The sequence below is a fragment of the Shewanella sp. 553 genome (assembly GCF_059338375.1).
This window is the reverse complement of record NZ_CM181701.1, coordinates 1,169,828-1,186,891: the sequence shown is the minus strand read 5'-3', so window position 1 is coordinate 1,186,891 and position 17,064 is coordinate 1,169,828. Positions and strand designations below refer to the sequence as shown.

Annotated in this window: 18 protein-coding genes and 1 other RNA gene; 6 read left to right on the top strand and 13 right to left on the bottom strand. The window is 43.7% G+C overall.

Annotated elements, in window-relative coordinates:
- Position 1: 1 nt before the first annotated feature.
- The 3 genes from AC5YBZ_RS05315 to AC5YBZ_RS05305 all read right to left on the bottom strand — a co-directional run bounded on the left by AC5YBZ_RS05315 (position 2) and on the right by AC5YBZ_RS05305 (position 1,270).
- Entirely contained in the window at positions 2-502 is a 501-nt protein-coding gene (locus AC5YBZ_RS05315; RefSeq protein ID WP_494519707.1) for a GNAT family N-acetyltransferase, read from the bottom strand.
- Positions 503-615: 113 nt separating this feature from the next.
- Complete coding sequence (locus AC5YBZ_RS05310; protein WP_475516942.1) at positions 616-918, bottom strand: NrfJ; 303 nt, start codon at positions 916-918, stop codon at positions 616-618.
- 133 nt (positions 919-1,051) lie between these two features.
- On the bottom strand, positions 1,052-1,270 hold the full coding sequence (locus AC5YBZ_RS05305) for a DUF3820 family protein (RefSeq protein WP_494519708.1): 219 nt from the start codon (positions 1,268-1,270) through the stop codon (positions 1,052-1,054).
- A gap of 514 nt (positions 1,271-1,784) precedes the next feature.
- Here AC5YBZ_RS05305 and AC5YBZ_RS05300 point away from each other — a divergent pair.
- From AC5YBZ_RS05300 to AC5YBZ_RS05290, 3 genes are all read left to right on the top strand, one after another.
- On the top strand, positions 1,785-2,528 hold the full coding sequence (locus AC5YBZ_RS05300) for an AAA family ATPase (RefSeq protein WP_494519709.1): 744 nt from the start codon (positions 1,785-1,787) through the stop codon (positions 2,526-2,528).
- A complete protein-coding gene (locus AC5YBZ_RS05295; protein WP_494524471.1) occupies positions 2,488-2,916 on the top strand; it encodes a CopG family transcriptional regulator in 429 nt (142 codons plus the stop codon). The genes AC5YBZ_RS05300 and AC5YBZ_RS05295 overlap by 41 nt, the downstream gene beginning before the upstream one ends.
- Positions 2,917-3,348: 432 nt before the next feature.
- Complete coding sequence (locus tag AC5YBZ_RS05290; RefSeq protein ID WP_494524470.1) at positions 3,349-4,173, top strand: M90 family metallopeptidase; 825 nt, start codon at positions 3,349-3,351, stop codon at positions 4,171-4,173.
- A gap of 22 nt (positions 4,174-4,195) precedes the next feature.
- On the opposite strand, the gene AC5YBZ_RS05285 is transcribed toward AC5YBZ_RS05290, so the two are convergent.
- The 7 genes from AC5YBZ_RS05285 to AC5YBZ_RS05255 form a co-directional block, all read right to left on the bottom strand.
- Complete coding sequence (locus AC5YBZ_RS05285; protein ID WP_494543703.1) at positions 4,196-5,596, bottom strand: HDOD domain-containing protein; 1,401 nt, start codon at positions 5,594-5,596, stop codon at positions 4,196-4,198.
- Positions 5,597-6,062: 466 nt separating this feature from the next.
- Positions 6,063-7,388 (bottom strand): isocitrate lyase, encoded by a 1,326-nt coding sequence (gene aceA, locus AC5YBZ_RS05280; protein WP_494519712.1) that lies wholly within the window; start codon positions 7,386-7,388, stop codon positions 6,063-6,065.
- A gap of 128 nt (positions 7,389-7,516) precedes the next feature.
- A complete protein-coding gene (aceB, locus tag AC5YBZ_RS05275; RefSeq protein WP_494524468.1) occupies positions 7,517-9,151 on the bottom strand; it encodes a malate synthase A in 1,635 nt (544 codons plus the stop codon).
- A 1,202-nt stretch (positions 9,152-10,353) separates the two neighbouring features.
- Positions 10,354-11,307 (bottom strand): GGDEF domain-containing protein, encoded by a 954-nt coding sequence (locus AC5YBZ_RS05270; RefSeq protein ID WP_494543515.1) that lies wholly within the window; start codon positions 11,305-11,307, stop codon positions 10,354-10,356.
- Complete coding sequence (locus tag AC5YBZ_RS05265; RefSeq protein WP_494543514.1) at positions 11,276-12,130, bottom strand: hypothetical protein; 855 nt, start codon at positions 12,128-12,130, stop codon at positions 11,276-11,278. Before AC5YBZ_RS05265 ends, AC5YBZ_RS05270 begins: the two co-directional genes overlap by 32 nt.
- Before the next feature lies 1 nt (position 12,131).
- Positions 12,132-12,353, bottom strand: coding sequence for an RNA-binding protein (locus AC5YBZ_RS05260; RefSeq protein WP_494524466.1), 222 nt, complete (start codon positions 12,351-12,353; stop codon positions 12,132-12,134).
- 56 nt (positions 12,354-12,409) lie between these two features.
- Positions 12,410-13,219: an SAM-dependent methyltransferase gene (locus tag AC5YBZ_RS05255; RefSeq protein ID WP_494519716.1), complete on the bottom strand. Its 810-nt coding sequence runs from the start codon at positions 13,217-13,219 to the stop codon at positions 12,410-12,412.
- A 410-nt stretch (positions 13,220-13,629) separates the two neighbouring features.
- Between AC5YBZ_RS05255 and AC5YBZ_RS05250 the strand changes: the two genes are divergently transcribed.
- Positions 13,630-14,139, top strand: coding sequence for an outer membrane protein assembly factor BamE (locus AC5YBZ_RS05250; RefSeq protein ID WP_494519717.1), 510 nt, complete (start codon positions 13,630-13,632; stop codon positions 14,137-14,139).
- Between the two features lie 120 nt (positions 14,140-14,259).
- Here the strand turns inward: AC5YBZ_RS05250 and AC5YBZ_RS05245 are convergent, their stop codons facing one another.
- Together AC5YBZ_RS05245 and AC5YBZ_RS05240 are read right to left on the bottom strand one after the other, a co-directional pair.
- Positions 14,260-14,592 (bottom strand): RnfH family protein, encoded by a 333-nt coding sequence (locus AC5YBZ_RS05245; protein WP_494519718.1) that lies wholly within the window; start codon positions 14,590-14,592, stop codon positions 14,260-14,262.
- Between the two features lie 24 nt (positions 14,593-14,616).
- Positions 14,617-15,051: a type II toxin-antitoxin system RatA family toxin gene (locus AC5YBZ_RS05240; protein ID WP_475516210.1), complete on the bottom strand. Its 435-nt coding sequence runs from the start codon at positions 15,049-15,051 to the stop codon at positions 14,617-14,619.
- A gap of 202 nt (positions 15,052-15,253) precedes the next feature.
- Between AC5YBZ_RS05240 and smpB the strand changes: the two genes are divergently transcribed.
- Both smpB and ssrA read left to right on the top strand, forming a co-directional pair.
- Positions 15,254-15,748, top strand: a complete 495-nt coding sequence (gene smpB, locus AC5YBZ_RS05235) for an SsrA-binding protein SmpB (RefSeq protein WP_475516211.1) — start codon at positions 15,254-15,256, stop codon at positions 15,746-15,748.
- A gap of 115 nt (positions 15,749-15,863) precedes the next feature.
- Positions 15,864-16,219: a transfer-messenger RNA gene (gene ssrA / locus AC5YBZ_RS05230) on the top strand.
- A gap of 219 nt (positions 16,220-16,438) precedes the next feature.
- Here ssrA and AC5YBZ_RS05225 read toward each other — a convergent pair.
- Positions 16,439-16,972: an acyloxyacyl hydrolase gene (locus tag AC5YBZ_RS05225; RefSeq protein WP_494543513.1), complete on the bottom strand. Its 534-nt coding sequence runs from the start codon at positions 16,970-16,972 to the stop codon at positions 16,439-16,441.
- Between the last annotated feature and the right edge of the window lie 92 nt (positions 16,973-17,064).

The window sequence follows — 17,064 nt, the reverse complement described above, 5'->3', positions numbered from 1 at the left end:
ATCACGACAGCGTTTTTGACAGATAGAAGGCTTGGAACACTTGGCCACACTTCTCTTGATAACGCTTGTGGTGCAAGTTAAAGCCTTGGGACATAAATAGGCCGTGTGACACTCTTGAGGCATCGACACTCAAACGGTTAACGCCCGTTTGCAGCGCCCACTGTTCAACGGCTTGGTACAATGCCCTTGCGATTCCCCTACCTTGATATTCTGGCAGCACATATAAGCTGTCGATATAACCGCGGCTATAATAATGGGTTTCGACATTAATAAACCCAACACAAAGCCATTGCTCACCAACACATTGCTCAGTATCAACCATTAACCAGGCTGCCGATCGCGTTAAGCGTTTATGCCAATGGTAGGTCGATCTCGGCGCCGCGGACCAAGCTTGTTTTTGCGCCGCGCTGTAATGACACTCCGCAATCTGTTGCACCGCATTATGGTAAAGTCGACTGACTTGTAAGGCATACCCCGCCTGATAAGGGATCACACTGTACATGGATGATTAAGGTAGGCTTAAAGTGAGGCTAGTTTGCATTAAATTGAGGCAAAAAAATAGCACCGATAGTTCGCATATCGGCGCTATTTAAGAGGAGAAGTCGCGCGATGGGATTACTTTTTGTCGATACGACCAACAAACAGTAATTCATCAAAGGTGCGATTCAGTGTTTTGCTGGTGAAATCATTCATCCACATCTGCTCTTGCACCACAACCACATCACCTTTGGTTAATTCGACCTGAGGGCCTGCTGCCCAAAAAGTTTTATCGGCTTGCTTAATCTGTACATAGGTGTAACCACCGGCATTCATGGTGTCGACGACTTTACCTTCATGTACGATACCTGCAGCCCATGCGCTAGAGATACCCAGAGCCAAAGTTGCCACGGCAACTAAGCGTACTAATTTAGCTATCATCATATTTCCTTATCTAATTTAAGATCACCTCAGCATTAAAGCATGGCTTAAGTGATAAATCTTTAGGCAATACAGTGAAATTGCCTAACAATACTAAAGTTTTAGAGCAAGCTCTCATTCCCCAATATTAGCTTTACTGTTTGGGAACTAATAACGGAGCTAACATTCCCTCTAACCCATTGAGCTTGATCTCATACATCAATGCCAACTGCTGGCCTAACTTACCTTCAGGAAAGCCTTTGCTGTGAAACCACACTAGATAGGGTTCGGGCAATTCAAGTAGTTTACGTCCAGCATACTTACCAAACGGCATGGTTTGATTGATTGCCTCAAGCAATAGCTTGTCATCCATTAATTGATACTCTCTGGTCTAATCGTGCATAACAACCATTGGAACATAAAGCGCATTATCTGCCTAGCGACAGATAATGCGTCATCCCCCGCTCATATTTTACCCACAATAGATATATTAAATTGGAATTAAAAATTCAAAAACAAAACAATATTGCATAACAATCAAGGCAATTGCACATCTAGCTGACATGCTTAGTTTGGCTTACTAACACTACTTCAACACCATAACAATGTAACTCACTGTTAATAAACATTTTATTTTAAAACGACTCTATAACATCATCGGTGCCAACTTTTTGCCACTTGCTCATTAAGGTCAATATTATGACAGATGTCATTAGGTAAAAAAGCGTCAAAATTCATACAGTTGACGAATATAGTATAAGTCCCTAAATTGTTTAACAGCATCAGTTTTACGAGTTGAACACCTCAGGTAAACCACCATAGTGTGAGCAATTCGCAAGCGGGATAAATGAATAGTATCGGCAGTCAGTGCGGTCGAGAGGAATAAGATGATCATTTTAATTGGCGGTGAAAAAGGTGGCAGCGGCAAGAGCTGTCTAGCCCAAAATATAGCAGTATTTCTTACAGTGGAATGTGGCGCCTCAGTTATTATGGTTGACTGCGATCCCCAGCGCACCACTTCAGACTGGATCCAAGCGCGCAATAATAACAGTGGTTTAGCCGGCATTAATTGCGTGCAACTGTACGGCAAAATTCGCAACGACCTACTCAGCCTCGAACAACACTATGATTATGTTCTCGTCGATTGTGGCGGGCAAGATAACTTAGCGCTGCGCGCTAGCATGTCAGTGGCCTCGCATGTATTGATGCCTCTCAGACCGAAACGCCGCGACCTTAAAACAGTAAGCCATATGGATGATATCGTCGCCACCTGTATGATGATTAACCCCAATATGCGCGCTTCATTTGTGATCACTCAATGCCCGAGCTTGCCTAATCAGGCTAACCGCATTATCGAAGCCAAAGAGGTTTGCAAAACTTACGACATTAACGTACTCGATGCGATCACTTACAGCCGTAATATTTATGATGACAGTGAGGAATCAGGGCTTTCTGTAATGGAAACCCAGCCTAAGGGCAAAGCCGCTGACGAGATCCGCAGTATTGCTTGTGAAATGTTGCAAGCTGCTAGCGCAACCGAAATACGTAATCGTCTCGCCGAAAAACAGATGGATAAGCTAAGAGGTAACTATGGGACTGGCCGATCTCAAGAAAAACTCTACGCCGTGTGAACGAGGCGATCGTCAGCGACGTGCCAAACAGGTTTCGTTAGATGCATTGATTAATGACTTTATTAATGATGCTAATCATTACGCCAGCGGACGCCCCGAGCAAGCCCGCACCATGGCGCAGGTGATTGAACTCGAAACAGGCTTTAACGGCTTGCCGGTGCAAGCCATAAAGCCCGCAAGTGCTAACCAGCCGGAACGTATTAGAGGGGCGGCGCCCTATCGAAAAGCGACCTTTACCTTGAGTGAGTCCGCTATCGCCCATTTGGCAGAATTAGCCAATGGTTGTGATATGGCTAAATCTAAATTAATTCGATTTTTGATTGAGCATCATTACTCACTCAGTGCCATTGAGCGTCGACAAAAAGAGCTATCGATTAACGTCGATTGACCTAAACTGTCAGGCTAATACTGATTACAGTCGCTACCATTTAACACTTAAAATCCAGTATTGAGTGCTTATTGTTCTGGGCATGCCAATATCGTCACTGCCAATATCGTCACTGCCAATATTGGCATAACGCTCCATGCTTCTACAAGATCATCAACAATCAAGCATTCGATTTCTTCCAACCTTTTCTGGCAGTGAACTTTCCCAAATAGTTAATCCACACTGCCAGCTTTTTTTGTCTATGCATTGCCCCATGTTGCTTACCATTAACACGGCATTAATACCTATTAAGCAAGAGCTGCCCAAAGCACAATTTACACCATGACGGGGTGGTGGCGACAAGAACGCGTCACGTATTAATACAATTCACATCGCCCCTTGAAAATCGCCATTACGCCCAAATATTAGTTATATTGAATTAAGGAGATTGAAATGCTGGCGATTTTCCTCATCGTGCTGCTAAGCGGTATGGCCATTGGCTACATTTCATTCAAGCCAGCGTATGTCAGATTTAAACGACACCAAATTAACGCCCAAGCCTTTCCTAGCCATTGGCGTGCAATTCTCAAACGGCGTATGCCCTACTTTCGGGCTTTGCCGAGTGACTTACAGTTACAACTTAAACAACACATCAAGATTTTTATTGCAGAAAAACAATTTGTTGGCTGCCAAGGTATCGTTATTGACGACGAGATCAAGGTCACCATTGCAGCGCAAGCCTGCTTGTTATTGCTCAATCGACCAACTGATTATTTTCCCAAACTAAAACAAATATTGGTCTATCCAGACCTCTTTGTCGTTAACAACTCACAGCGTAATAGCGACGGCGTTGTATGGGATAGGCAAAATATATTATCAGGAGAATCTTGGGAGTTTGGTAAGGTAATTCTGTCATGGGATACCACAAAAGACGATGCCGCTTCACCAGATAATGGCCATAACGTGGTGATCCATGAATTCGCCCACCAGCTAGACCAAGAGGATGGTCACGCCAACGGTGCACCTATTTTAGCCTCCCCCCAAGATTACACCTCTTGGTCTGAGGTAATGCGGACAGAATATGAAACCTTGCAGTATCAAGCAGAACATCGACTGCCCTCGCTGTTTCACTATTACGGCGCGACTAACCCCGCCGAGTTTTTTGCGGTGGCAACCGAAACTTTTTTTGAGCAGCCACAACAATTTCATCAACAACACCCAGCGCTATATCAGCAGATGAGTCACTTTTTTAATCTCGATCCCGTCAACTGGCATTAGTTGGGGCTCAGTCTTAATAACGTTAACGACCTAATGACATCGACAAACACACGTTAGTGAGTTGGGTAAAGTGGGTAAAACGCTCAAAGTCATCTTGAATAATTGGCCTATCCGAGCTGTGCCGATCCGCATACAAAATACCAATCACTTTATTGTCGATGATCACTGGAGCCAACATAAACCCCGTAGCCGAGGTATGCTCAATTAACTCGCTCGTGGTAGGTAAACGCCACTTATCCGCATAAGGATTATCGATAAACAGCGGCAATTTACTATCAATACAGTCAGAAAAGACACTTTTACGCGGCTGCAGCTCAATAAGTAAGTCATGCTTCATCGACTCGGCGTTATCCCCCAACACGATACGCGGTTGCAAACGCTTACGATTAGGCGATAGCAACATGACGCTACACCGGTCAAGCCCGATCCCCATTAGCATCCCCTCTAAAGTAATGCCAATGACCTCATTAAAGTGAGCGCGACTGATGGCGCAATCGGTTAATTGCCGTAGTTTACTCATTTGGATTGAGATATTGGGCTGTCGCACCTCATGCACTGCACTTCCCTGCGCCATCGGTAGCGCTAATACTTTGGCGCTAGGTAAATAATCCACTAACACTTTGGCGCCATAACTGTCGGCTAGTTTTTGGGTGGCATCACTACATCTGCGCATCTGGCCTTTAAATTCATCGACATCAATAGCCAACATATCGGCAGCCTGCTTAATGCGTTTATTCAGCAGCGCAATATCGATAGGGTTAGCCTGCATCTGTTCACTGATCTTATTGGCTAAAAAAATCGCCCTAATCTCTGGCATGCGATCATCGGGTTGAGATAAAGACTTAACTAATACATCACCTAAACCCCAACTTCTTGCTATGCCTATCGACAATTGATTAAATGAAGTACCTAGATGCTCGCGCACCCGCGCGCCTTGCAATGCTGGCGCAACGCCTAATAAATCGGCGTCGAGTCGCTCGGTGATCTCCCCTCCCATACTCCAAAAGGCGCTTTCACCTAAGTGATAGAGCAACGCGGCAACAAACACCTCCTCCTGTAACTCTTCATCGTGTTCACTCAACATCATTTTAGCCAGCATCGCAGCTTGAAAGGCACGCGCCATTAAACGCAACAGACGTTGGTATACCGGTTCAGATAATCCCTTGTTATCTAATAGGCTACTGAGCAATTTCGCGGTGATACAGATATTACGAATAGTATCGAAACCTAACACCACAGCTGCGCGGCTAATCGTGGTGACATGGGAGATCCCCTTATTATATATCGCACTGTTCGCCACCCGTAATATGCGCGAAGTTAACGCATTATCGTGCATCACACTGCGACCTAAAATGGCTAAGGAGGAGGTATCATCTTTGGCTAATGTCTCTAACGATTTAACCATGGATGACAGCGCAGGCATCTCTTGCTCACTGATCCGCTTGGTCCAATAATCGGTGCCTTTACCAGGATTAACTGCCTTCAATGGTTACTCGACTCAAATGGGGGAAAGAATGTCATCGCGTCATAAGCCGACGAAAAGTCGTAAGTAAGTATAGACACAAAAAATCGCAACATAACAGCTACATATCCACGAGGGTGAATACTTTTGCATCACATCACAATTTCGCCTTTCGCTTTATCCCGCTGGCTGTGGATAATAGCAAGCATGATAAACCTTATAGCGTAGCCATAACCCCTAGTATAAGGTTAACAAGCCAACATCATTGGTGAGAATTAAGGACATAAAAAAGGCGACTCAAGGTAGGCCGCCAAAACACGCTAAACTAACTATCCAAATTGGATGGTAATAAAAACCCCCGCACTGCACGTAGGACACAGTGCGAGGAACAACCGCTGTAAACTACAGCAAGTCGAAAAGGTTACTCTTAAAACTGATCTTCTTCGGTAGAGCCCGTTAGAGCCGTGACTGAAGATTGACCGCCTTGAATAACATTGGTCACTTTATCGAAATAACCAGTACCCACTTCTTGCTGGTGCGCCACGAAGGTATAACCTTTCTTCGCCGCGGCAAATTCCACTTCTTGTACTTTTTCAACATAGTGCTTCATGCCTTCGCCACGAGCGTAGTCATAAGCAAGATCAAACATGTTGTACCACATGTTATGAATACCGGCTAAGGTGATGAACTGGTACTTATAGCCCATGTCAGACAAGGCTTGTTGAAAACGTGCGATAGTGGCGTCATCCAAGTTTTTCTTCCAGTTAAATGACGGTGAGCAGTTATAAGCAAGCAACTGATCTGGGTATTGCGCATGGATTGCTTCAGCAAAACGACGTGCTTCTTCTAGATCGGGCTTAGCGGTTTCACACCAGATAAGATCGGCATAAGGTGCATAAGCCAGACCACGCGAAATCGCTTGCTCGATACCCGCATTCACGCGGTAGAAACCTTCAGATGTACGCTCACCAGTAACGAAATCAGCATCGTATGGGTCGCAATCAGAGGTCAGCAGATCTGCCGCATTAGCGTCGGTACGTGCAATAACCAGCGTTTCAACGCCGCTTACATCGGCCGCAAGACGTGCAGAAACCAGTTTCTGTACCGCTTCTTGAGTTGGTACTAGTACTTTACCGCCCATGTGGCCACATTTCTTCACTGACGCTAGCTGGTCTTCAAAGTGAACGCCGGCCGCACCCGCATCAATCATATTTTTCATCAGCTCGTAAGCATTCAACACACCACCGAAGCCGGCTTCAGCATCGGCAACGATCGGTAGGAAGTAGTCAGTATAACCTTCATCTTCAGGGTTAATTTCGTTGCTCCACTGAATTTGGTCAGCACGACGGAACGAGTTATTGATACGTTGTACTACTGCTGGTACTGAGTTAGCGGGGTATAACGACTGATCAGGGTACATGGTGCCCGCAAGGTTGGCATCGGCCGCAACCTGCCAACCTGAAAGGTAAATGGCTTCGATACCGGCTTTAGCTTGTTGTACAGCCTGACCACCAGTTAAAGCACCTAACGAGTTAACATAGCCTTTTTTCGCGCCGCCATTAACCAATTCCCATAGCTTGGCAGCACCGCGAGTTGCAAGGGTATTTTCTGGCACAATCGATCCGCGTAAGGCGACTACTTCTTCCGCTGTGTAAGGACGACGAACGCCTGCCCAGCGAGGATTTTCAGCCCAGTCCTTTTTTATCGCATCAATTTGCTCTTGACGTGAAATCTGTGTAGTTGCCTTAGTCATAATCATCTCCATTTGTATGTTAGGATTCAGTGCCAATCAATACTGCTTAATTCCAAAGGCGCTAAATATTGCGATTTGGGGTAAACCATTTACCCCATTTATTCAAATTAAATTAGTAAGTTAAATCATTAAAGCTCGTCAGCCTGGGTTAAAATTTCATAGCCTGGTAGTGTTAAGAAGTCGACCAACTCATCTGAAGTGGTGATATCCTCTAACAGTACAGCTGCTTGAGTGTAGCTGCCGCGAGTAAACCTATCGGGCCCGACTTCAAGCTTAACGTTGGCTAATTCCTCTACGAGCATCTCTTTGAATAACTCCTTCGTCACTAGTTTGCCGTTGGACAACTTCTGCTTATGTTGGATCCACTGCCAAATAGAGGTTCGAGAGATCTCAGCAGTGGCCGCATCTTCCATCAAGCCGTAAATCGGCACACAACCGTTACCGTTGATCCAAGCTTCGATATATTGCAGGGCAATGCGGATATTGAGGCGCATACCGGCTTCGGTTCGCTCACCGTCACAGGGTAATAGCAGATCTCGGGCTAAAATCGGGGCATCCACATCACGAGTAATATGCAACTGGTTGACATGATCTTCACCAATATATTCGTTAAAAATACCCATCGCCGTATCGGCAAGGCCAGGATGCGCAACCCAAGTACCGTCGTGACCGTTACGCGCTTCAAGCTCTTTATCACCACGCACTTTGGTCAATACCGCTTCATTTTGCGCCGGATCTTTAGCGGGAATAAATGCCGCCATTCCGCCCATGGCTAAGGCACCACGCTTATGACATGTTTTAATTAAGAGTCGAGAATAAGCACTCAAAAATGGCTTATCCATGGTGACGGCTTGTCTGTCAGGCAATACACGATCAGGATGGTTTTTAAGGGTTTTAATGTAGCTAAAGATATAATCCCAACGACCACAGTTAAGCGCGACGATGTTTGAGCGCAGCTCATAAAGGATCTCTTCCATTTCGAACACTGCAGGCAGAGTTTCAATCAAACAAGTACATTTGATGGTGCCCGGTGTTAAACAAAAACGTTCTTCGACAAAGGCAAATACCTTAGCCCACCAACGCGCTTCAACATGGCTTTCAAGCTTAGGAATGTAAAAATAGGGGCCACTGCCCTTTGCCAATAGTTGATGGTAGTTATGATAAAAATAGAGACAAAAATCGAAAAGCGAACCAGGAATAGGCTTACCGTTAAACTCGACATGCTTTTCAATAAGGTGAAGACCTCGTACGCGGCACACCAGCACTGCAGGATCGTCTTTTAAGGCATAACGCTTACCCGTTTCTGGAGCGGTAAATTCAATCTCTCCGCGCACCGCATCACGTAAATTGATTTGTCCGTCAATCACCTTAGACCAACTTGGTGCTAGCGAATCTTCAAAATCGGCCATAAACACTTTAACGTTAGCATTCAGGGCATTGATAATCATTTTGCGATCAACCGGGCCGGTTATCTCAACGCGGCGGTCGGTTAAATCGTCAGGAATACCACGGATTTGCCAGTCGCCGTCTCTAATAGCGCGAGTTTCAGGCAAAAAGTCAGGTAAACTGCCACCATCAATCACCGCTTGCTTAGCTTTACGTGCAGCCAACAAGCTAGGCACCTCATCGGCAAATTGACGACATAACACTTCGAGTAAACTTAACGCACCTTCATTAAGTATCGTATCTTGTCCTTCAACACTTTCACCCGTAATGCGAATGGATGTGTCCGTGTGGTCTTTATTTAATACTGGTTCATTCATCCTAATATCTCCCGAGTGCATAGCGTCTTATGTAAGCTCTAGTTTCATTTGGTTATATCTGTTGTCAGTCAATATTGGCAGCTTTTGTTAAACTAAGGTTCACAACAATGGTGCACAACAATTAACATCGTTCGTCCACTAACATGGCAATCTTGTAAATGTGTGCGAGTGTTACAAATGGACTACACATGTACCTTTTGAACAAAACCTACTAACAAAAGGTTGTATTTGCAACAGTCACCTTGAGCAGAAAATGAATCACACAGCACCTTTCATTGGCCAGAAAATTGGTATGACCAAACCAAAAACCCCAGACAAGACATTAATTTAAAACGGAATAATTAAACACCTCAGCTATATTGGATAGCAAAAACTTAAGTTGTCTGACAATTTGACCAACACCCCCAAGCTGTAATTAACAACGTTAATTAATTACACCGCGTAACACTAAGATTACACAGGATGTGCACGCCGCCACCTTAACTTTCTGTTAACCCTGTTTTGATTAACGTTAAAGGTAATTAGCAAAAACCGATACAGATCAGATGGATGACTGTAAAATTAATCAACAACAAATAAAACACCCGTTTCATTATTACGTTTACGTAAAGGTTATCGCATCACGAAATAGCGTGAGTTAACATTACCGCAACGTTTGTCGATCAACATCACAAAAAACATTGGTTAATCGGTATTTATTTTTAAATTTATCTATATTCCATGCTCTGTTAAGCACTTATCATTTCGAGTTATTTGAAGCAGACTTACCTAGCAGGCTAATGGAACAACATAGGATGATGTGTCGATAAGCAAGACATCTTCATGGCGAAAGCTCTAATGCGGTTAAATTTATGCTACTAACCTTCTCCCTTAGTCACCAATACAGAAGTTAACTTGCAGTTGTATGAATATCTATTACTAGCCTCTACAGCGACAAAGCTTTTAAGATTCAATACCTAAAACAGTAACCTCCTTTTAGGCTTAGTGCTGCTGACTTGCTGCACAACACACCATAAATAAAAAAGTAGAGTACGGCTCTCCACATCGAGTCGAGAGAGCGATAACGAATAAACAGTAAGGTCGACAATAGACTGAAAGCGGAATCGATATGATTACACCACGAGGGTCTGCGAGAGATTAATAAGCTCAATGGGACTGAGAAAGGAGATCTGTGAATTAATACAACTATGTAGCAATAAAGCTTATGAGGCCGCTTGAGTAATATCAGCCACCATGGACATGGTATCTTGATACTCAACCACTGCATTACGGCCTTGTGACTTAGCTTGATACATAGCGATATCAGCGCGCTTCATCATAGGATCAAGACTTAAATCAGTCTCTATATTGGTCGTCACACCAAAACTGGCAGTGATCACTAACTCTCGGGAATGAGGCTTGGTATTGATAGACTCAATTGCCGCACGGCACTGCTCTGCAAAGTGGATTGCGACCTCTGCATTATAGTCGGGCAAAAATAGCGCGAACTCCTCCCCGCCCATACGTACAAACAGATCGCGGCTTTTCAGTAGCGGGCGAACAACTTCAACAACATTTTTTAATGCCCAATCGCCAGTACTATGACCAAGGGTGTCATTAATCGCTTTAAAATTGTCGAGATCAAACATCACCACACTAAACATTCCTTGACGGGCGATAACATCAATAAACAGATCTTCAGCCAAATCTTGCCCGGTACCGCGGTTAAATATCCCCGTTAACGGATCAAGTTCAGAGACACGTTTGTATTTACGTTTTTGCACAAACATGGTTGTGCCAAAAATAATAAAAAACACCGAACATCCTAGTGCAACTAACAGCGCCATGCTTTCTTTATATCGTTGCAACTCAATCACTTTTTGCTGCGCGGTATACAAGGCCCTATCTTGATTGAGCATCTTAATTTCACGTGTTTTTTCAACGTTATCAAACCTAGCTAATTGGTAGGCGTAAGCCTTAGCTTTAGTTTCGTTATGTAATGTTTCGCTGATATCTTGATAGCGATTCAAATAACCATACGCTAACTCAAACTCACCTCTTTGTTGCGATAAGGCGGCCAACACTTTGTAAGCGTCTTTTTGATATTGAAGGTTAATGCCATCGTTAGGCGCCGCAATCACAAGATCAGCATAATATTGAGCTTGCTGCGACAGCACCTAAATCATGATAGGCGACCGCCAATAATGAATGAATATGGTTAATCTCAACTTGATACTGAAAGGGTTTATAGGCTTGTAGCGCCTGATCTAAAAAGCGAATGCTGGACTCGATATTTCCCCGCTTAAGTTCAACATCGCCTAAGCCCTTGATAGACATTGCTTCAATCATAATAAAATTATTATCACGACAATAATTCATGCTGTCATTGAACTGCGCATAAGCACTATCAAGCTGCTCTTTTTTCAACTTAGCCACCGCTATATATAACAAGCCGTAACAGTGGTTTTTGGGATCTTGACGGTTATTAAGACGTAACGCCTGATTCGCGTAGGTTTCTATCTCTTCCCACGCCTCCATTTCAAGGAACAATGCTGCAAGGCGCAAATAAGAACTGACTTTTAACTGTACATCATTTAATGACTCAATCCGGCTAAGGTTGGTCTCCATAACATCAAGCGCTTGTGAAAAAGCATTTAAACCAATAAATGCGGTGGCCTTGTACAGATAAATCGACGTCAGCATGGTGTCGGAGGGAAATAACGCTTCCGCTTGATTTAGCATCGAAAGCGCGCGGTGATAATCGGATTGATAAATATGGTAAACACTATTCAATACCCAAAAACGGGCTTGTTGCTGTGATGAAAGCTCAGCGAATTGGGGCTCAATCTGCTGCTGTATCTTTTCAAAATCGGCGGGCCTTGACGCAACGGCAGTTTCAAGTGCATCAAGTGAGGTATCAATATTTTGTAGATCGTCGGCGACCACGGCCTGCGACAAGACCATGGTTAGCACAACAAGAAATACGCTATAACGTTTCAATTTATTTTTTATCTTTAGGTGCATACACTATTTGATATACCACGCTTTGCTTACTAGGCCCAATGAGGCGATCGATTCTTGCTTTGTCGCCTGACATAATGGCGTCTATCGCTTCATCATCTAATCCATTGGCTCTCATCACTCCTTTGGGATCACGCTGATAAGCCTCTAGCAACGCAGCGTCAGATCCTAACCTTTCAAAAAAATCATTGATTGTTGCCATCTATTACTCTCCATTTTTATTATTTAATTCAACATATTCCGTTAGTTTTTCCCATATCAGCCTAAGTCTGCGGCAGTAATACCCAATTTAGCCAATACCGCATGATTCACCCTTAACGCTTGCGCGGGGGGGATAAGCAAGGTCGTTATAGGGCTTAATGCTGCGCTGGGTAAATCTTGTAATCTTAAATACTCCTTACGGGCGACTTGTATCGGTAAATTAGGGGCTTCGTATAACACCACTTCATGGTCAAGCGGATACCACTGGTTTAGCTGCTCTACCAATATTTGCAGTCTCTCGGCACTGGTATGAAATTGAGTCATTGTATGCTCACCAGCAATACCTATTTGCCAAAGCAGCAAATACGCCGCCGGATCGGGAGTATGGCAATAAAACATAAATTGACTCGCCTCAAAGCTCTGGTGGCCTGAGTCACCAGGGTCAATCCCCATATCAGCCCATAAACATGCCTCTGCCGAAATACCCGGCTCCATCTTTGCGCTAAACCCTAGTTGTTGAACACTAGCAATAGCCATATGTGATACAGACGCAAACACACCAGGATGGCCATAAAGCGCGCACACTACCTTTTTATTGGCACACACTTCATCAATAATGGCATCAACCATTTGTTGGTAACTATCACGACGATTTTTAACTTCATCGCCTTGAGCATAAAAACATTGTAAGGAACGCACATCATCATTAAGCGACTCAAGCCAATATTGTGCAAAATGATCTGGCACTAGCGAAAAAACCACATCGGCCTGCTCAATATAACTCTTACTTATCAAGCTGATCTGCCCAGCCAAATTTAGCCCTGTACCCACACACACTAAACTACCGACACCACAATTAGGCTTCATAGCTATTTCAATTCCATCATGACATTAATCATCGGCCTTTCAGTTCAGACAAATAACGAACTCTACTCGCTCGAGTTATATGCAGCATACGCCTACTAGACGCAACCACAAAAGCTACACACTTAATTTACCACATTCCTTAACAATGCAAACATAAGATAACAAATCGATTAAATCAAAACGTCAACATGATGCCTGTTTTAGATAGAGACTCCTTCGTAATGATGAAACTTATCCGCTTTATGCCTGTCAGACCCAACATTCAACTCTGGCTATTACGATAGAGCATTTTCTAACAACAGCTTGTTTTATCTGCATGCGTCTTATCTGATTAATAACGATAGCGCTTGTCAGCAAGGTGATAGCTTGGGTATTATGACTGGCAGATTTTTAGGGAAGTAGCGCATTCAATGACAATAAAAAAACATAGCATTACTCTAATCGGTGTCGCCGCATTGTCACTTTCACTCAGTGCATGTAGTGTCTTCGATTGGTTGGTTTATAAACCTGATGTGCCTCAAGGCAACTATATGGAAACCCAGCAGGTCGAAAAACTCCGCATCGAAATGACCAAAGAACAAGTTGAGTATATTTTGGGTCGCCCCGTACTGCGCGATAGTTTCGCAGACGACACTTGGTACTATGTCTACCATTACAAAAGTGGCCGTGACGCCAGCATCATTCATAAAGAATTAGTGCTGCATTTTGAACAAGATAAACTGACTAAAGTGGTTGGCGACTATGAATTATCGTCAGAGTTTACGACGCCACTAGAGCAAAGCTCTCTACCAGAAATAAGATCTTTAGTCAGCGAACAAGGTGACTTGGTACCACTCAACCCTGAGCAACGACCAGACACTAAACCATTAGTTGAAGAGCAAAAAACACAAGAACTGAATAAACAGCAAGAATTTGAATAACACAGTTAGGCTCGTTTAACTAAGTTCATTTAGCAATGAGTGACGCTTACTTTAATAAAAAAGGTTCTTATCGCATCAGCGTAAGAACCTTTTTTATTGCCTTCCACCAAACGAATTTGGCTATCTTACCCGACCACCAGTAATTTTATTGGCGCGGCCCTCATCTTTAGCTTTTTCAGCACGCTTACGGCGCACATCTTTAGGGTCGGCAATTAACGGACGATAAATCTCCACCCGCTGCCCAGGCTCTAGCACCTCATCATGCTTAACAGCACGACTAAAAATCCCCAGCTTTACATTTTCAAGATCTATCTCAGGAAAAAAACGGCACATATCACTTTGTTTAACCGCTTCAATACACGTAGTGCCAGGAGCGACCGTTACCGTAATACGCTTCTGTTGTGTCGGCAGTGCATAGATCACTTCAACCGCAAAATTCTCTTGTTCTATCATCGCGACTCAACTTCCTTCAGTAAACTAAGATTGATAAACGACTTTTGCTCGGCTAGTAAAAGCCGTGACCATAGATGACATGAGTTCTTTAAACACCTTGCCAAATGCCATATCAACCATGGGATTAGAAAACTCAAAATTGAGCTCAAAATCGACCTTACAGGCATCTTCGGTTAATGGCGTAAATACCCAGCAGCCGTTTAAATGTTTAAATGGACCATTTTCTAACGCTAATTCAATGCGTTCACCGGGGATGACCTGATTTCGAGTAGTAAAGGTTTTACTGATCCCCGCCTTAGAAACATCGACCGAGGCAACCATGGTCTGACCGTCAAATTCAAGGACTTTGCCACCAACGCAGCCAGGTAGAAACTCTTTGTAAGACTCAACATCATTTACTAGCTCATACATCTGCATCGCACTAAAACGCACTAATACACTGCGGGAAATCTTGGCCATATGCTTGCTTTACCTAACACCATCGGGCTGACAAATAAAAATCTGACCGCAATTTTAACACGACAAGCCTTAAGGATCACCTATGCTACACCGCCCAAAGGAGAACAAAGATCCATCACCAAATTCACTAAACCCAACAAAAAACAGAAATAATGTGTTCAGCCAATTCCAAATTAAATTGCCGCGCGTATAATAGCGGTCTATGGCTAAGAAAAACGCAAAAAACTCAAAAAACCCATCAGCGACGATTGCACGCAATAAGCGCGCGACTTTCGATTATAAATTTGAAGAAAAATTTGAAGCTGGTTTGTCCTTAATGGGCTGGGAAGTAAAGTCGATTCGAGTCGGTAAAGTAAACCTGTCCGAGAGCTATGTGTTCTTGCGTAATGGTGAGGCTTATCTGTTCGGTTGTACCATTACCCCACTTAATACAGCATCAACCCATGTCGTATGCGATCCGATGCGCGACAGAAAGCTGTTGCTTAATCGTAAAGAGCTGGACAAACTTCAGGGGTTGGTCGACCGTCAAGGTTATTCCATTGTGCCTATCTCTATGTATTGGCGCAAAGGCGCCTGGGTAAAAATTGAGATTGGCCTAGGTAAAGGCAAGAAAGAACACGATAAGCGCGATGATACTAAAGAGCGCGAGTGGAAGATTGAAAAATCTCGTACGATGAAAAAAGCCGTTCAACAGTAATCCTAGATAATCTACTGTTTAAATAGGTAAAACGTACAGATAAACAACAATCGATTGTAAGCACTGGATTAATCCTTGGTAATAGAGGCATTCACGGTTACAATCAAATTGTACTGGGGGCGATTCTGGATTCGACAAGATTCACGAAACCCTAGGAGCATGCCGAGGGGCGGTTGGCCTCGTAAAAAGCCGCACAGTTATAGTTGCAAACGACGATAACTACGCTCTAGCAGCTTAGGCTAGCTAGCCATCTTGCTCACGTTTCTCAAATGGGCAGAGTAATAAGATGGTCACCTTTACATTTGATAGCGAGGGAACCACGTTCAGGGGTGAACCGCGAAACAGTACTGAACTCGCCAATTGCAATCCTGTCTTTCGGAGTGTACTTGGTTAACCAAAAGAGAGACTAAGCATGTAGCGCCGAGGATGTAGGCTTTTTGGACGCGGGTTCGAGCCCCGCCGCCTCCACCAACAAAACCAAGGTTAGCAATAACCTTCAAAAGGCCGCTAAACCCCTACCAGACGGGTTTAGCGGCTTTTTTGTATCTGTCATTTACCGACACAAGAATTTCTGAAGAAGTGAGATTAAGCTTGGTTTTATTAATACGCATTAATCACAGCCGAGTTTTAATGGGGAAGTAAGCCGTCTTAATAGCTGTTTAAAAGGGCAAGTTCATTGGTTTAGCGTCGTTAAAACTGAACATTAACAAATACGCTGTGGCCATTAAAGGCAGGATTGTGTTCATATTGTTTGGCATTTGAAATATGTAGATAAGCATAACCGAACGACCAACGTTCATTTAAGTGATAGCTCAAGCCCAGTTTACCGAAATATTGCCACGGGCCACCATAGTCTTTGTAGGCAACGCCTTTTGTGCCATATTCATAATCTTCAGCCCAATACATTCCACCTTCCAAAAAAATACTCACTTCATCAATAAACCGCCACGCTAACCCGCCGCCTCCGCCAATTAACAAGCCACTATCATTAGGTGTAATTAAAGCGCCAATATTAAATACCGGATACCAATAAGTATTGGACGATGAGTCATTAAAGGAAAAATGATGAATATAGCTACATTCAAAGATATTGATATCTACGTTCTGCTTGGATGTTGGTGCAGAACCAAGGCAACGAACATTACTACCTGTAGCCATAGCAATATTTGGCACACTCAACAGCATATTGGAAATGAGAAAAACCAATACAAAATAACTATTCATAAGAAAGCCTCCGAAATATTAAAATCGACGGCATCAACACAGTAAAGCTGAAAAGTGCAACTTGATAAGGCGCTTGTATTTAAGGAGACTTC

Excerpts from the sequence above, each read along its gene's own strand:
- AC5YBZ_RS05285 (WP_494543703.1), bottom strand. The coding sequence starts at position 5,596 with ATGCCTGCGCTGTCATCCATGGTTAAATCGTTAGAGACATTAGCCAAA.
- AC5YBZ_RS05315 (WP_494519707.1), bottom strand. The coding sequence starts at position 502 with ATGTACAGTGTGATCCCTTATCAGGCGGGGTATGCCTTACAAGTCAGT.
- AC5YBZ_RS05290 (WP_494524470.1), top strand. The coding sequence starts at position 3,349 with ATGCTGGCGATTTTCCTCATCGTGCTGCTAAGCGGTATGGCCATTGGC.
- AC5YBZ_RS05305 (WP_494519708.1), bottom strand. The coding sequence starts at position 1,270 with ATGGATGACAAGCTATTGCTTGAGGCAATCAATCAAACCATGCCGTTT.
- AC5YBZ_RS05240 (WP_475516210.1), bottom strand. The coding sequence starts at position 15,051 with ATGGCCAAGATTTCCCGCAGTGTATTAGTGCGTTTTAGTGCGATGCAG.
- smpB (WP_475516211.1), top strand. The coding sequence starts at position 15,254 with ATGGCTAAGAAAAACGCAAAAAACTCAAAAAACCCATCAGCGACGATT.
- AC5YBZ_RS05295 (WP_494524471.1), top strand. The coding sequence starts at position 2,488 with ATGGGACTGGCCGATCTCAAGAAAAACTCTACGCCGTGTGAACGAGGC.
- AC5YBZ_RS05300 (WP_494519709.1), top strand. The coding sequence starts at position 1,785 with ATGATCATTTTAATTGGCGGTGAAAAAGGTGGCAGCGGCAAGAGCTGT.
- AC5YBZ_RS05310 (WP_475516942.1), bottom strand. The coding sequence starts at position 918 with ATGATAGCTAAATTAGTACGCTTAGTTGCCGTGGCAACTTTGGCTCTG.
- AC5YBZ_RS05245 (WP_494519718.1), bottom strand. The coding sequence starts at position 14,592 with ATGATAGAACAAGAGAATTTTGCGGTTGAAGTGATCTATGCACTGCCG.
- AC5YBZ_RS05255 (WP_494519716.1), bottom strand. The coding sequence starts at position 13,219 with ATGAAGCCTAATTGTGGTGTCGGTAGTTTAGTGTGTGTGGGTACAGGG.
- AC5YBZ_RS05225 (WP_494543513.1), bottom strand. The coding sequence starts at position 16,972 with ATGAATAGTTATTTTGTATTGGTTTTTCTCATTTCCAATATGCTGTTG.
- aceB (WP_494524468.1), bottom strand. The coding sequence starts at position 9,151 with ATGAATGAACCAGTATTAAATAAAGACCACACGGACACATCCATTCGC.
- AC5YBZ_RS05260 (WP_494524466.1), bottom strand. The coding sequence starts at position 12,353 with ATGGCAACAATCAATGATTTTTTTGAAAGGTTAGGATCTGACGCTGCG.
- AC5YBZ_RS05250 (WP_494519717.1), top strand. The coding sequence starts at position 13,630 with ATGACAATAAAAAAACATAGCATTACTCTAATCGGTGTCGCCGCATTG.
- aceA (WP_494519712.1), bottom strand. The coding sequence starts at position 7,388 with ATGACTAAGGCAACTACACAGATTTCACGTCAAGAGCAAATTGATGCG.